The 13702-nt window shown below is 58.5% G+C and carries 11 protein-coding genes; all 11 read right to left on the bottom strand.

The window, feature by feature from the left end; translation table 11 throughout:
- Window positions 1-23: 23 nt before the first annotated feature.
- The 11 genes from AC1RRC_RS20745 to AC1RRC_RS20695 all read right to left on the bottom strand — a co-directional run bounded on the left by AC1RRC_RS20745 (window position 24) and on the right by AC1RRC_RS20695 (window position 13337).
- Entirely contained in the window at window positions 24-1193 is a 1170-nt protein-coding gene (locus AC1RRC_RS20745; protein WP_493057430.1) for a DUF2272 domain-containing protein, read from the bottom strand.
- Window positions 1194-1740: 547 nt separating this feature from the next.
- Window positions 1741-2472: a hypothetical protein gene (locus tag AC1RRC_RS20740; RefSeq protein ID WP_493057429.1), complete on the bottom strand. Its 732-nt coding sequence runs from the start codon at window positions 2470-2472 to the stop codon at window positions 1741-1743.
- Entirely contained in the window at window positions 2469-2921 is a 453-nt protein-coding gene (locus tag AC1RRC_RS20735) for a hypothetical protein (RefSeq protein ID WP_493057428.1), read from the bottom strand. Before AC1RRC_RS20735 ends, AC1RRC_RS20740 begins: the two co-directional genes overlap by 4 nt.
- Window positions 2922-3128: 207 nt before the next feature.
- On the bottom strand, window positions 3129-4166 hold the full coding sequence (locus AC1RRC_RS20730) for a DEAD/DEAH box helicase (protein WP_493057427.1): 1038 nt from the start codon (window positions 4164-4166) through the stop codon (window positions 3129-3131).
- A complete protein-coding gene (locus AC1RRC_RS20725) occupies window positions 4151-5728 on the bottom strand; it encodes an ATP-dependent nuclease (RefSeq protein WP_493057426.1) in 1578 nt (525 codons plus the stop codon). The genes AC1RRC_RS20730 and AC1RRC_RS20725 overlap by 16 nt, the downstream gene beginning before the upstream one ends.
- 126 nt (window positions 5729-5854) lie before the next feature.
- Entirely contained in the window at window positions 5855-7276 is a 1422-nt protein-coding gene (locus tag AC1RRC_RS20720) for a DUF6035 family protein (protein WP_493057425.1), read from the bottom strand.
- A 783-nt stretch (window positions 7277-8059) separates the two neighbouring features.
- Entirely contained in the window at window positions 8060-9004 is a 945-nt protein-coding gene (locus tag AC1RRC_RS20715; protein ID WP_493057424.1) for a hypothetical protein, read from the bottom strand.
- Entirely contained in the window at window positions 8991-10730 is a 1740-nt protein-coding gene (locus AC1RRC_RS20710) for a type IV secretory system conjugative DNA transfer family protein (protein ID WP_493057423.1), read from the bottom strand. Before AC1RRC_RS20710 ends, AC1RRC_RS20715 begins: the two co-directional genes overlap by 14 nt.
- 187 nt (window positions 10731-10917) lie before the next feature.
- Window positions 10918-12072 carry a hypothetical protein gene (locus AC1RRC_RS20705; RefSeq protein ID WP_493057422.1) on the bottom strand — a complete coding sequence of 385 codons (1155 nt, stop codon included), beginning with the start codon at window positions 12070-12072 and terminating at the stop codon, window positions 10918-10920.
- Window positions 12073-12081: 9 nt separating this feature from the next.
- Entirely contained in the window at window positions 12082-12846 is a 765-nt protein-coding gene (locus tag AC1RRC_RS20700) for a hypothetical protein (RefSeq protein ID WP_493057421.1), read from the bottom strand.
- 8 nt (window positions 12847-12854) lie between these two features.
- On the bottom strand, window positions 12855-13337 hold the full coding sequence (locus AC1RRC_RS20695; RefSeq protein ID WP_493057420.1) for a hypothetical protein: 483 nt from the start codon (window positions 13335-13337) through the stop codon (window positions 12855-12857).
- Window positions 13338-13702: the final 365 nt, after the last annotated feature.

The raw sequence follows: 13702 nt of genomic DNA, 5'->3' as shown, positions 1-13702 counted from the left end.
AGAAAAAAACCTCGCTTGCAGGTTCAGCCGCCACTTGCCGGAAGAGCTGAAGCCCCGGAGGCGGAGTCGCCAATTGGAATCTTTTGTTGGACAGTGCCCTTGCTCGAACTATTTTCCTTAAAGCCAATCCTTACAAACCCGACGATCTTTTCGTCACCTAGCATAATATCGCGCAATCTCACAGCATTCTCCATATTGCCGCTGATATACCTCAGACTTTTCCCTTTGTCTACGGAATATACAACTCCCGGGTGCATTGGCATAGCCGTTCCAGAAAGCACTCGATTCGCTTCTTCCTTTGTTCTCGCAATAAAAATCAAATCACCAGGGAGAGCTCTCGTTGAGCGACCGAATGTAGCCCCCTTCTTTACCGCACTGTTCCATATATTGTAACTGGTCGCTGAAAGCTGTATGTCATCCGGATTTCCAGCCTGTGCAATCACCCAAGAAATGAATGCCGCACTCCAAGGTAGTTCTGACGTGATCTCACGTCCAAATCCCGGCACAGCACCCCAATATTTCTTCAAATCCGACAGGTGTGTTGTCTCCTCAATATTTCTATTAATTTCCCGCGTTGCTATTTTCAGCAACATTATTGCTGCCTCAGTTTGCCCAGAAGGACTGGCAGGTACCTTCAGTTGATAGTTGAGCGAACCGAGAGTTGCTGGAATTCCGACGCTTCCAGAGTCTGAACCGCTCTTTTTCAAGTCATTCAGGGCCATTTTCTCCAGTTCCTGGCGATTTAGTCCATTAAGGATTCCTGAACGGACAAGAAACAAGAGCACTCCGGCCCTCTCTTTCATATCGTTGCTTTTAGCCAGCTCTTTCTCTATAACACGGAACGCAAATTGCCTTTCTTCATTGCTCGCTTGGCGATTAGCATCCGCACCTTTTCCCTGCTCAGCCAAAGTAGCCTCAATTCGAGTAAGCGATTCCTTATATTGCGCCCCCTCCCGACCCAGGATGGCGCTACTCATCGCATTGGCTGCGATAGTAATTATTCCAGTTAATGCAATCATAATGGGCGTGTTATGCCAGAATCGATTCTTTTCAGCTTGCCGCGCCGCATCATCCTTCTCGCGCTCCAGTATCAGGCGCTTCTCTTCAAATATCTTATCCAATAAGGCCTTCTTAATATCGGAATCAAGACTTGCATCCTTAAGAAACTCTAAGTTGGTTGGCAGTTCAGCCACGATGCACCTCATCTTATGAAAAGGCCGCTATTTCAATGTAACTTCCATTACGTCCATGTACGGAGCGGCTTATTAGGAATATATCATGCGAACTTTCGAAGGATTCTATTTCCGCACGGAACTGCATAGCACCCCACGGTGCCACTCAGGCGCTTACCATGCCCTCGGGGTAGCCCTGCCCCGACCGCCTCACAGCAACCCAATAAACCGGCCCTAGAAAGCAAAAAACCCAACCGGGTTAGGGCTGGGTTCTAGGCTTGCTGCATGTTCTGTGGCTCCCCGACCTGGACTCGAACCAGGGACCTGCGGATTAACAGTCCGTCATGCCATTGGGGTGCTAAGGCTGTAATTATAAGGCTTTCCAATGATCTCGTGGGTAATATTTTCGACAAATCTTCCGAATCTGTGCCCGGGGAAACTCGCCTCAGTCACAAAATATTCCCCACCTGCGGACTATTCGATCCCTGCTTTACGCGAGTCTTGTCCCGCCACAGGAGTACCTCTCGATAGATGTTTTCTGCCTTCCATGTCTTCGCCTTGAGGGCCGCTACAGCGGCCAGAACTCTATTCCAAACAACTCGCCAGGCGCTTTCCACTCGTACTTCGGATCGAACCCGTAGTGGTCTGGATAGCAGAAGACGAGATGGGATGCCGGGGATGCAGGCAAAGCGGGACTTAGATCAGGCGTATGCGCGCCAATCGCGAGAGAAAGCGATGAATCCGCTGATTGCCGAAGGAGGCTGAGTTCTCGGCGCAATCCGAGCATATTGCGTAGTACCGCCTTCGGCAACATGTCAAGGTACTTGCATTCGATGATCAGATAGGCATGTGAATGTGCTGGGCGACAGGCGTCCTCCATGTCATGTGCTTCCGGGCTAAGCACTAGCACGTCTGCCTCGTGGTAGCTTCCTGTTTCCGACGCGCCGTGGACCTGCCCCGCACTCATCCCCCGAACCTCCACGTTTGTCCATACAGTGGCCACGATCGCTCCGTCTTTGATGACCTGGATATACGACCGATTAATGTCCGCGAGTCCAGGAGCGCTTTGCAGGACCATTTTTTTTCCGGGAACGCCTTCGTTCATGAGGGAGAATCTACAGCTCCCCGTATTGCTCATCCTTGCCAGCAACTCGGACAACGCTACGATCTCAAAGAGCTTTTCGACCTTCAGGCGCTTGAGGCTTTTGGGTCCCGAGCCCGCTGACGCTTTGAGGTCGGCGCTTTTTCCCGTGGCATTCTGGAAGTTCTGGTCGATGAGCGCGACAATTGCGTCTATCATGGCGACGGCCCTCCGCCGCTCGGCTCAGGGTCTGGATCCGAATAGTCGAAACGCTCCACCCTTACGAGTATTTCGTCGAGCCCGTCCGCTAACTTGTCGGCTTCGGCGAATCCGTTCAGAGCCTCCTCCCAGGTATCGCCCTCCCTACGGACTGCGTATCCCAAGGAGCGCGTATCCAGAACTATCTCTATTTCCTCTCCCTCGCAGAGGAGGTCACTCAGCTTCCGTTTCGCCCTTGCGACCCTGTCGGCCCCCACAGACCTCAGGAGGCTCTGGACGATTTCGACGTATTTCCTGAGTGCGGCGCCGGCATCGATCCGCCGTCCGTCCTGCCCTAGCTCCGACCTCATGAGCTGAAAAGCGTGTTCGTCGAAAACTTCGAATCCGGAATCGGCCATCTTATGGCGTATCCGGTCGAGAACCGACGAAGAATCCTGTTCGTTAAGCATTTCCGACTTTCTCCTTCGCTAAAAATAGGGCAGCCTTCAGCGCCCACAAGTCTGCGCATGGCTTCGAGCACCCGCTACAGGATACTTTCCTGCTCGCTGTCGTCCTCAACTGCCTCCTTGCACGCAGCCTCGCAGTGCAACCAACCGACGTTATTTTCGTGATTGGGTATCTAGCGGCCACGACGTATGAATTCCTTGCCATGCGTCCTACCCCTCGAGCTTGTGCTTCTTGAGCAAAGCTTCGGGCACTAGGTAAAGGTTCCTGCGGGCCCTGGTACAGGCGACGTAAAACTTGTTACGGGTCCGGGCTGGCAGCTTGGAAAAGTCGTTGTTCTTATACGCCTTCAGCAGCGGCGCGCTCAGAACGACGCAGACGTCTTCGTAGTGGTCCAGCCCCTTAGAGCTTCCCCAGTTGTTTGAATTGCACTGATACTTGCTATGCTCCTGGTAGAACAGCTTTACGGTCGGGCTCGCAAAAATCTCGTCGGCCTTTGCTTGCCCAGTGACGAGCTCCACAAACGCCTGCGCATTATCGTGCGCGTGGATTTCTATTCCGAGGCTCGTGCGGACGAAGTCGCAAACGGCGGGCGGGCACCGGCGGCTCTTGATCAGGGAAACGTCGTCGATCACGGCTCCCATCTGGAGAAAGCGCTGACGGTACTTTCCGTAGTCCTCATGGAGCGTCCCGTTTGTATTGCCGTCCCTGCTCGTATCGAACGTGTGCTGGTAGAAATCGCCAACGAGCTGAACGTCCAGCGCAGAGCTTTTCACGACCGAACTGAGGAAGTTAAAGTCATTGCCGGCGAAGTCCTGCACCTCGTCCACCAGCAGCGCGTCATAGTATTTCTCGATTCGCGCTATGACGCCCGCCATGACGCCCCGCTTCTCCAGGAACAGCGCCAGTCGGCCATAGTAGATCCTGCGGGTTCCGTCCAAATAGTACTTCTCGCTGCTGCGAGGAAGCCTTAGCGTCGACGCCGGTGGGGGTTTCCACTGGAACCCCTTCGTCTTCATTTGCATGGCGAAGAAGGGGCGATAGCAGAACGAATGGAGGAAAGAGAAATACGAAAAGAGCCCTATGGTCCTGGGCATGTAGCCGAACTTCTCAACTATTTTCCGACGGAGGTGAGCGAGGTTGTTGTCGGTAAACGTCAGGATAAGATATCGCCGGTCCGCCGTGAGGCTTTCGATGATGCGGGTGGTCTTTCCGGAGCCCGCGACCGCGAAGACTACGCTCTTACCCATGCGACCGCCTCTTGGATGTACGCAGGGACAACCAGGTCGTCTTCCTTTTCCTTAAGCAGCTCGAAGGCGGCATCAGCCTTGTTCTTGAGCATGTACTCTCCGACCGGCAGCGTTTTCCGGCCAGGTCCGAACAAGCCGTCGCAAATCGCGGTGTTGTCCGCGTACATGCAGACTTCGAACGTATTCCGGGAATCGTCCGCGTCCGCGAACACCCTGATGGTGCTGGCACCGGTCGTGAACGATGAATAGCTGTCCACGCAGTTCCTCCTGTAGTCCCCGTCGTTGTCGCGTACGACCGCAGTCTTGATTCCCAGGAGCGAGGCGAGCTCCAGGTAGCGCTTGAAGCTCGTGCCGCCGACAGAGATGACGTGGACGTCGTCCTGGTCGGGCAGCCTGCCTCCCGCCGCCTTCTTGTAGAACGCCTCCATCAGGATGAATTCGGCGTCTCCTTCCACGAGCACGACTTTCTTGGAAAGTATGAACTCGAGCACGTTGTTGTCCGGGGCCTTCATGAAGAAGTCCGCCGTTTCCGGGGTGAGGCCGCTTAGCAGGAGGGGAACGGCTGAGCTGCTGTTCAGCATGACGATTTTCCGCAGGTCCAGCCGAGTGCAGACGAGGCTGCTGTGGGTCGCCACGAAAACCTGCTTGGTCTCCGACTCCTGAATGGTCCGTATCAGCTTCTTGGTGTTCAGGTGGCTGAGATGGTTCTCCGGCTCCTCCAGAAGGATGGCATCGAGCGTTGCGGCCCCTCCCGCGCGCTTCCTCAGCGCGAACTCGGTCTTTACCAGGCATTGCTTGCCCTTGCCCTTGTTCTCGATGGGAATGTCGTCCTCGGTAATCACCAGGTCGGTCTCCAGGTTCGACTTCGCGTTGTTCCGTACCGAGAATTTGTACTCGCTTAGGGAATCGTTCAGCTCGGCAAGGATATCGGTCCTGAACTTGGTCTTGTGCTTTCGGTACTCGTTCTGGAATTTGTACCGCTGCGGCATGCTCGCGTGCGCGCCGTACATCGACTTCGTGTATTCCCGAGTGGCGTAATCGTGATTGATCTGCGAGCTGTCGATGAGCAGGTGCCGGAGGTGCTTTATATAGCCCGAATAAGGCTGGTCGCCGAAGGTGCGGAATCCGACGGCGTAGTATTCGAACGGGAAATTGTCGCCCTCCTGATCAAGGATGTGCCGTATCTCCTTGCTGAACTCGTCCATGGGGGCGCAAAGCATCCTGAGTCCGTCGCAATTCCGCTTGAGCGAGTTGTTTTCTCCGCAAAGGTCCGGATTTCCCTGCTCGTTCAGGTAGATCTCGACGTACATGGCGGGCAGGTCGCCGAGGTTTCGTGCGCTTGCCATGAAAGCCGAAACGCAGTCCACGTTCAGCAGGTTCTCGATGCCTACCGTATCGATCTTCGATTTGCTTCCGCTCAGCGCGAGGTCCAATGCCGCGAGCACGGAGCTTTTGCCCGCCTCGTTGTCTCCGATCAGGATGTTCATGTCCGGATCGAAGTCCACCTGGAGGTCGGTGAATTTCCTGAAATTGGACAGGCGGATCTTTTCTATGATTTTCATATTGGCCTATTAGGTTTCGGAATCGGCAACGGCGCTTCGCGCCCGGCATCCCCGATGGCTGAGTATAGGGACATGCATCCTTCGTTCAAGCTTCGGGCCTCCCTTGCTGCGAGAGGTCTCCACGGCTCACGAAGGCAATGGGGCAAGCTCGGGAAACAGGAACGGCACGAGCGCGGCACACCTTTCGTGCGGCGCGAACGCAGCAGGATCCTTCACGTAGTCCTCGCGCGCGGCGGCAAGTTTGTTCGCGAACTTGGAATTCGTATCCTGCCGCTCGATCAGCTCCGAGCTTCCGAATACTTTTGCAGCACGCATGAACCACGCCAGGTCCCGCTTGTGGCTGCTTATGACGCCGTGGGCGACGGCGATTAGCGTCCCGCGCCGGTCGCAGACCGCCCTGCCATGCTTCGCGCAGTAAAGGACTTTCAGGGTAGTGAAGTAATCCCAAAAATAGGTGCTCGCGTCAACGCCCAAGCCTTGCAGGCGCTTTTGGAAGGCCTTCCATTCGGCCTCTACCTTGTCGTTTTCGCCAATAGGCCCCTCGTTCAGCCACCAGTGCTCGATTTCCGCGCGAAGCTCTTCTTCGGGGAGGCGTCGCTGCAGCGCGTTCCTTGCGGCATTGAAGTCGAACCAGAACGCTCGCTGCGCTTCTGGTTGCAGGGTAAGCGCATGGAAAGGCAGCAGCCTGCGGTGGATACCGGAAAGGTCCCCATTGCCAATAGGCTGAACCCAGGCGCACTCGATGCGGAACTCCCCCGCTTCGACGGAAGCCTCGACGGTCTTATGGTTTACGACGAAGGCATTCAGGTTGTTGCTGAAAAAGATGTCGTCCTCGGTCAGGCGGCGGTACTCCTGCTCGAATTCGGCAAAGATCCAGATCAGGAGGGCGCCTTCCGCTTGGTAGAAGATCCGCCTGGCGGCTATCACCGAGAGCGGCGTCGTCGAAAGCTGGATCTCGAAGGCAATCCGCACCCCGCCGTATTGCGCCGTAATGTCCGGTCTCCGCCACTGGGAAGGCAAAGCGCCTTTCCAGCGTTCCTCCTGCCGGACGGAGCCGAAGCGCCCATCAATGGTTAGGCACTGCGTGATCCAGTCCTTCATCCTCGCATGCAGCCGGCTTTCCTTCGCGCCGTTGTACTTCCGGGCGTCGATCTCGTCCTGGCTCAGGCCGCACGAGGTATTGGCCGGGCAGCTTCCGTCCTGCTCCCTGTGCTTGAAGAAGAAACGCCGCTTGCTTGGAGTCGAGCAGATATGCACAGCGACGCCGCAGAGCGAGCACCTGTACAGAGGGGCTGTCTGCAGCAGCGTGCTGACGCGCATGCGTAGGTCCATCAGGTCCGTGATGTCGTGCCCTAGCACCTCTCGGACAGCTCGGTGCTGACCGGTTTCAGTACACATCACTTCTTTGATTTCCGGGTTATCTACTGCCAGCCATTCGTTCGCGGCTGGCTGATCCTGCTTGCGCCTGGGATGCGCGCGCAGTTGCCCGTCCACGGAAGGGTCGAACGGCGCATAGCTGGAATTCTCGGTTCGTTTTGCTAGCTTCATTGGCAGCTGCACTTTGGGGGGCTCGTGCGGACGGCAATCCGAGATGCCCTATGGTTTGCGGGATGCATTCAGCGGCTCATTTGCGCTCCGCCATCGCTGAATCATTTCCTTCGTGACCTCCTTCTCGTAGCAGATCGGAGCGTAGCCGCCCTTCTTGCTCCATGCGCTCCTGCCTCCGCAAGCGCTGCCGTTCCTCGTCGTGTTGTACGGGCACGGACACCGCCCCGGATATGCGGCTGTCGATTCCGCGATGATCTGCGTCTTGACCTGCTGGTCAGACATCGCTGCCGGCTTAATGTCTGCCGCTGAGGTGGGAAATGCCGCAACGGCAAGCGAAACGGTGAACAGGAATGCGGTTATCTTCATCTCGGAATTGCCTTAGGGCTGCGGAAATTTCCTACAATCATAGCCCGACGAGACAAAAAGTAAACGGCCTAGCGAAACGATTCACGCACCTCAAACTCATGGAAGTTCGCCTTATTCCCGTTGTACAATCAAAAAGCCCCCGCAAGGGAGGCGCTTTATTTCTTTTCTATTTGTCCGATGAACGCATCTGAACGGGAGCATGCCCGCAAGGTCTGGTTGCATAATGCAACGAAGGAAGCAGAAGTATCTCTGATACGCTGGTCCCTGGTGCTGTGCCTCCTTATCTGCCTGATGAGCTCACGCTAGGTGTAACGACATTCGAGCGGAAGTAAGGCCCCGTCGTTAGGGTAGGAGGAGGGGGTGGGGTGTTGACGCATCCCACCCCTTTATCTTAATCAGCGGCCTCGCCCCGTCAAATCAATTTCCATGGCCTACCGACTGCAGTGCCTGGGTACCTGCGGGCTTGGGAAAGAGCTGCGAAGCCGCACCGTCCAGGTGGAAGAAGGCATGCTCGACGCCCTTCTCCAGGACGTCGCCCAGCGAGGCGAAATGGTATCCCTTGATGCAGTCCATTTCGGAGAATTCCGGGAAATCGGCACCGGCCCGTATGCGCTCAACGACGTTGCGCATCTTGGCAGCGTCCTCGTGCACCGAAAGGACGAAGTTCGCCGACGCGACGCCGAAGCGGTCGCTGAACAGCCCGAGCCGCAGCGCGAGCGCGTGCCGCCGCAGCTGCTTGACGATGTCTTTGCTCGATGTCTGGCGGTGGATCTCCAGAACCGCCAGCCTCGCCTTGCCGCCCGCCCCGAAGCGTATGACCGCGTCCGGCTTGACTACGCCCCCCTCGCTTGGCAGCGAGACGCTTACCATTCGCCCGCCCTGCCCGAGCCTGTTCGATCCCGTGCCCCTGAAGTCCGGAACTATCTCGTCGACGGCGAATCGCTCTGGATCGAGCCGCTCGAGGCGTAGCAGCGCTCCGAAGAATTCGAGCATCGCCTTCCTGTGCCGGAACAGGAACTCGCTTTCAGCCTGGATCCCGCCGGCGGGAAAATAGACGTCGGCCAGGGCGACCCCGAGCGTTTCAGCGCAAAACGACGCCCCGCGCTCGGTCAGGGCGTACAGGCTTCCGACTCTCACTCCCTTGTTGGCGCCGGACGAGCGCCTCGTCGCGGCGGACAGGATCCTCCTCTCGACGAGCCCCATCGCGACGAGGTCCCCCATGTAGCGCCCGACGTACTTCCCGTCCGCCTTCCCGATTCCGGTGGCGAGGTGGATCGCGCTGTTGGTGCCGTTCCCCATGCGGGCGAGCGTCAGGATGCAGGCGAAGTGGGCGGGAAGGAAATTCGTCCTAAACGGTCTCATCGGGCTTCTCGATGTCGAACGCGATCTTCCCGCTTTCCGAAATGAACGCCGGCCTGGACGCGTTCGCCGTGCCACGCTTCTGCGCGCGGTAATGGTCACGGAGCTGGATGGACCTGACCCGGTCCCACTCCCCGTCGCTCATCCGGTGCCTGTCGTCGGCGATCCCGTCCCAGAGGTCGACCAGGAACGGCGGCCGCGACAGGGCCTGGAAATAGAAGCTCTGCGCGGGAAGTTTGCGTATTGCGTCGGGGTCGACCCCGACCATGCCCGCCAGCGTGTTGACCGTCTCTCCCTCGCGGCTGCCGCCCGCGATCCGTACGCGGGTGTTCCCCTCGATAGCGCGCCAGGAGGCTCCGGTCATCCTGGATCCGGTCATCTGCTGCGCGAGCGTGACGTACAGCTCGAACTTCCGGGTCTCCTTCGCGATACGGTCGAGGCTCTCGGATACCAGCCGGTCGGCCTCGTCGATGCAGAGGAAGACCGGCCGCCGCGCCTTTCGCGGCATGTGCTGGCGTGCCAGCGCGGCATGCAGCACGGTAGAGAGCACGAAGCGGCCGAGCACGACCGCGCTGTGCTGCCCGCGCAGGTTGAACACGACGAACTTTCCCGCGTCCATGGCTTCGGAAATGCGGATGCTGCTCTCGCCGACGAGGCATCTGTCGAGGACGTCCGGGGCGATGAGCCCTCGGAACCGGTCGAGCACCGAGTTCTTCGAGTTCCGGTAACCGGAGTCGAACACTTTCGCGAACATGCTCTTCCTGGATTCGTTCATGCCGCTTCCGTGGCGCGAATACAGTTCCGTCGCCTCCGCCTGATTCTCCAGCAGCTCAAGCAGCCTGTGCAGGTTGGGATTCGGCTCTTGCGCCATGAGGTAGAGTATGGGGCTCACGAGCGTCCGCATCCGCCCGCTGAACTCGGCGTCCCCTTCCCCGAGGGAGCTTTCGAGCACCTCGAGGAAGATCTCTATACCGCTGTCGATAAGGGCAGAATCCCTGAGCACGTCCATCGCGTTGATCACCGGCATCAGCGCTTCGGCCGTTCCCGGGACTCCCGCTAGGTACGGGTCGAAATAGACCAGCCTTTCGGGCTCCGCCGCGAATTCGGGCCACCTCACCACCTGCTCGGCGAGGTCGCCGTGCGGATCGAGCACGATCGTCGCGTGCCGCGACTTCAGGTGGCAGTACAGCAGCAGCTTAATGGCTTCCGTCTTGCCGTGCCCGCTCTCAGCCGCGATGTAGCAGTGGGACCGGAGGTCGGACTCGGACAGCGGAAGGACCCAGGGCTGGAAGAACTGCGCGAGGTCCCGTTCGTGGAACGCGCAGAGGTACCTCGTGTAGTCCGCGAGGCCAAGGTACGAGGAGCCGTTCAGCGCGGGAAACTTGGAAAGGGCGGCTCGCTCGTGGTTGCTTTTCAGGACGTGCGCCTGCCGTGCCAAGTAGAGCGCGGCCTTCCTGGCGCGCTCCCTCACCCTCAGCGGCGAAAGGCCGGGGTATAGCTGGCGCAGCTGGTCCTTCGTCCTGCCCAGGGTCGGATCGAACGCCTCGTACGTGTGCGGCAGGTCTTCTGAGGGCTCCTCGGCTACGTATCCGAACGCGAAGAGCCTCTTCAGCTCCCTCGGGGTCAGCGGAAATTTCCGGCCCGAACGCCTGAGGCCGGCAACGCCCTTCAATATAACTTTCTCTATCGGCTGGTCGACGAAAAAGCCCTTCTCCGGCCTCGCCTTCATCGCCCCCGCTCCCGGCTTGGCCACATGCCGGGAGCGTGCCTTTGGTCGTTCATTTGCACGTTTCCCCCTATCCGTGAAATCCCTTTTGGAAACAATGGCATACCTATCGTTCCTGAATTCAAGTTACGTCCTCGCCGGGCTTTTGCATTTCCTTCGTCACAGGGGGGAGGCTGTAGCGTGCACGCGGCTACGCTTGATCGGCACCGAATCGGGCAAAAAGCTCCCCGTGGATAATCCTCATCCCTTCTTCGCGCCACATCCTTTCGAGCTCATCCCCTGCCCGTCGGGCCTGCTCGTCCTCCTCCCGCCTCAGGAGCTCGAAAACGTGCTCGCAGTACTTCGTGAAGAACGTCTCGACGCGGCGAAGCGCGGACTGGGAGTCGTCGCGCTCGGTCCCTCGCGCATGCTCCGCGTCGTCGGCTTCCTGCTTGCGCCAATGGTCCGATCGCGCGCGGAACTCGTCCAGGCGGGTTTTGGAAATCCCCTCCCGCAGCCGCTGCACGTGGCCCTCGTGCTGCGATTCGAGATTCCTGCGGTGGTCGCTTTGGGCCCGGCCCTCCGCCATGCCCGCGCCAAATGCGTCGCGCTCGATGCCGCGCCGGTGGTCACGCTCGGCGCCATGCTCGTCCAGCCCGGCCTTCGCTTCCTGCTCGCGCAGCCGCTGCCCGTGCCCGTCCCGCTGCGATTCGAGGTTCCTGCGATGGTCGCTGTCGGCCCTTGTCTCCCCAAGGTACGCTTGGTGGTCGTCGCGCTCGATTCCGCGCGCGTGGTCCGCGTCTCCCCGTTCAAGCCCCCGCTGGTGGTCGCGCTCGGCGCGGCAATCGTCCAAGCGCGCCTGCGATGCCTGCTCCGCCAAGCGCTGAGCGTGCGCCGCGTGCTGTGCCTCGAGGTGCCTCCGGTGGTCGCTTTCGGCCCTGGACTCTTCGATGCCCGCTATAGCTCTCGCCTGAAAGACTGCCGCATAGGCATCGAACCTGCGTTCGCGGATGCGCGACAAGGTCTCGTGGCCCCGGCGCACTATGTCGTTGTGGAGGTCTGTTGCCTTCGACCGGTCGGAGAACACCGAGCTTACCGCCTGCGAGAACGCGCCGTTCAGGACCGCATCCCTCGCTTCGCTAACCCTGTTCCGATGGCGAAGCGCCTCCATATCCACATCGTAGCCGTGCTCCCGATCCCGGTTGGCGGCCGCGATCTTCGCCTGCTCGTAGATCCGCTCCAGAGCATGCCAGTGGTTCTGCCGCTGCAGCGCGGCCATGCCGACGAACCTGCTTTCGAGCAGCTGCATCTGAGCCGCCTGCGCTGGGCTCAGGAAGCCCGAGAAGAACTCGCCTTGTCCTGCCATTCCCTCACCTCACTTCATCGCGAAAAGCCTCGTCATTTCCTCCATGCTGAGCTTGGCAAGGGACTCCTGGTAGTTGAGGAAGTCCATTCCCCTCAGAGTCTCCTTCGCCTTGTACTCGTCCTGCATCTCCAGGATCGCGCGCAGCTTGGCAAGCATCGCGTCATGCTCCTGGCCGTCAGCTGCCGCGCGACGCTCGGCTTGCAGGTAGCTTTCGTACGCCGCACGCGTGTATCGCTCCGCAGTTTCCACCAGGATATCGCACAGGCGCCCCGTGTCGCCGGGCGACGAGCACTTGCCGGAAAAGATTATGAGCAGGGGCTCGCCGAACGAGACGCTCCGCACGTTGCCAAGCTTCTGCAGTCGCCCGTATCCCGAGAAGGCCGAGAAGAACCCCTTCTTTTCGACGCAGGGCTTCAGGTAAATGTACGTATTCTCGGCAATGGACACCGCTTCCTTCGGGAACGAGTAGTCGAAGTCGCCTGACGCCGTGGATACCCTGAAAGGCGATGGCAATTTGCCGGCAGACTGCCGTGAGAAATAGTCGGCATTGAACCTAGACGAGAAGCTGGCATGCATGCCGTCCAAGCCCTTCGGCGTGAACGTGCCGGGCTCGAACGACGTGACGAAGACGAACCTGCCCGTGACGTCGAAATCCCGGTAAAGGTACCAGGGGCTGTCCCCTGTCGTGCGCCTGTCATACTCTTCCGCGATCTCGAGCATGGGAACGCTGAAAGTATAGAACGGCGCCGAGAAGACGTGCATCGGAATTGCCATGGTGCCTCCTAGTCCCGCCGGAAGCCGGCGCCGAACTCCGCGCTGGTCATCGGACGCTTAGGGGCCTCCGCAGCATTGCCACCGCTGCCTGAACCGGTCGGGAAAGGCAGCCGGAAGCGGGGAAAGAGGTTCACGTCCGCGCCGCAGATCTTCATGAGGATCGTTATCGGAAGGACGGCGAACGAAAAGAGCAGAGTAACAGCCCAGATGGGAATGAGGATAGGCAGCAATATGATGTTGAGAAACATTTCTCCTCCGGAAATAAAAATGGCTCCACGAAAGGCCAATAGCCTATTAACAACAGTACCATGAGACAAAAATAAAAAGAAACCAATCGTAACTTCCATCTTGGCAGTGTTGCGCTTTTGAAAATAAGCCCAGCCGATGCGTTCAAGGACGGTGTCTCGGGCCGCTGGCCATGCGCATGAAAAGGCGCTGCGCTGGGCAGCACGGTGAATAGACAAGATTGCGATGCTGTAGAGCTGGAACACGGCGTGCTCGGTATTCGCCAAGCGTCCACGACAATGCGAACGTCCATGGCGTGCTCGATCCTCGCAACTGCATACTTGCCCCAACCGCGACACCGCCTAGGGAGCGTTAAGCACTGCATTGGGCAAGGCGCGCAGAGGAAACTCGCCTATTCGCACCGGCCAGCATTCTCCGCCTCAAATCAGGCGGGAGGCTGGGGAACGCCGCGTTGGCTGGTTGCGACAACGAAAAGGAATTCCGGCATTGATTTTTTGCCGGGTTCAGTAAAATTGGAGCGTAAAAGGTCTTCTGCGGAGCGGCGGACCTTTTCTGCGTTTAAGGGAAAATTGTGAAATCATCCCTTCTTGAGAATTTACCTTTAATAACC

The sequence above is a fragment of the Pseudoduganella sp. GW821-FHT12E03 genome, assembly GCF_058807115.1.
Note: the sequence above shows the minus strand (reverse complement) of the source record. Positions and strands in the feature narration are given on the sequence as shown.

Coding starts and splice junctions, on each gene's coding strand:
- AC1RRC_RS20730 (WP_493057427.1), bottom strand. CDS start 4,166: ATGGGTAAGAGCGTAGTCTTCGCGGTCGCGGGCTCCGGAAAGACCACC.
- AC1RRC_RS20710 (WP_493057423.1), bottom strand. CDS start 10,730: ATGAAGGCGAGGCCGGAGAAGGGCTTTTTCGTCGACCAGCCGATAGAG.
- AC1RRC_RS20715 (WP_493057424.1), bottom strand. CDS start 9,004: ATGAGACCGTTTAGGACGAATTTCCTTCCCGCCCACTTCGCCTGCATC.
- AC1RRC_RS20725 (WP_493057426.1), bottom strand. CDS start 5,728: ATGAAAATCATAGAAAAGATCCGCCTGTCCAATTTCAGGAAATTCACC.
- AC1RRC_RS20735 (WP_493057428.1), bottom strand. CDS start 2,921: ATGCTTAACGAACAGGATTCTTCGTCGGTTCTCGACCGGATACGCCAT.
- AC1RRC_RS20705 (WP_493057422.1), bottom strand. CDS start 12,072: ATGGCAGGACAAGGCGAGTTCTTCTCGGGCTTCCTGAGCCCAGCGCAG.
- AC1RRC_RS20700 (WP_493057421.1), bottom strand. CDS start 12,846: ATGGCAATTCCGATGCACGTCTTCTCGGCGCCGTTCTATACTTTCAGC.
- AC1RRC_RS20720 (WP_493057425.1), bottom strand. CDS start 7,276: ATGAAGCTAGCAAAACGAACCGAGAATTCCAGCTATGCGCCGTTCGAC.
- AC1RRC_RS20740 (WP_493057429.1), bottom strand. CDS start 2,472: ATGATAGACGCAATTGTCGCGCTCATCGACCAGAACTTCCAGAATGCC.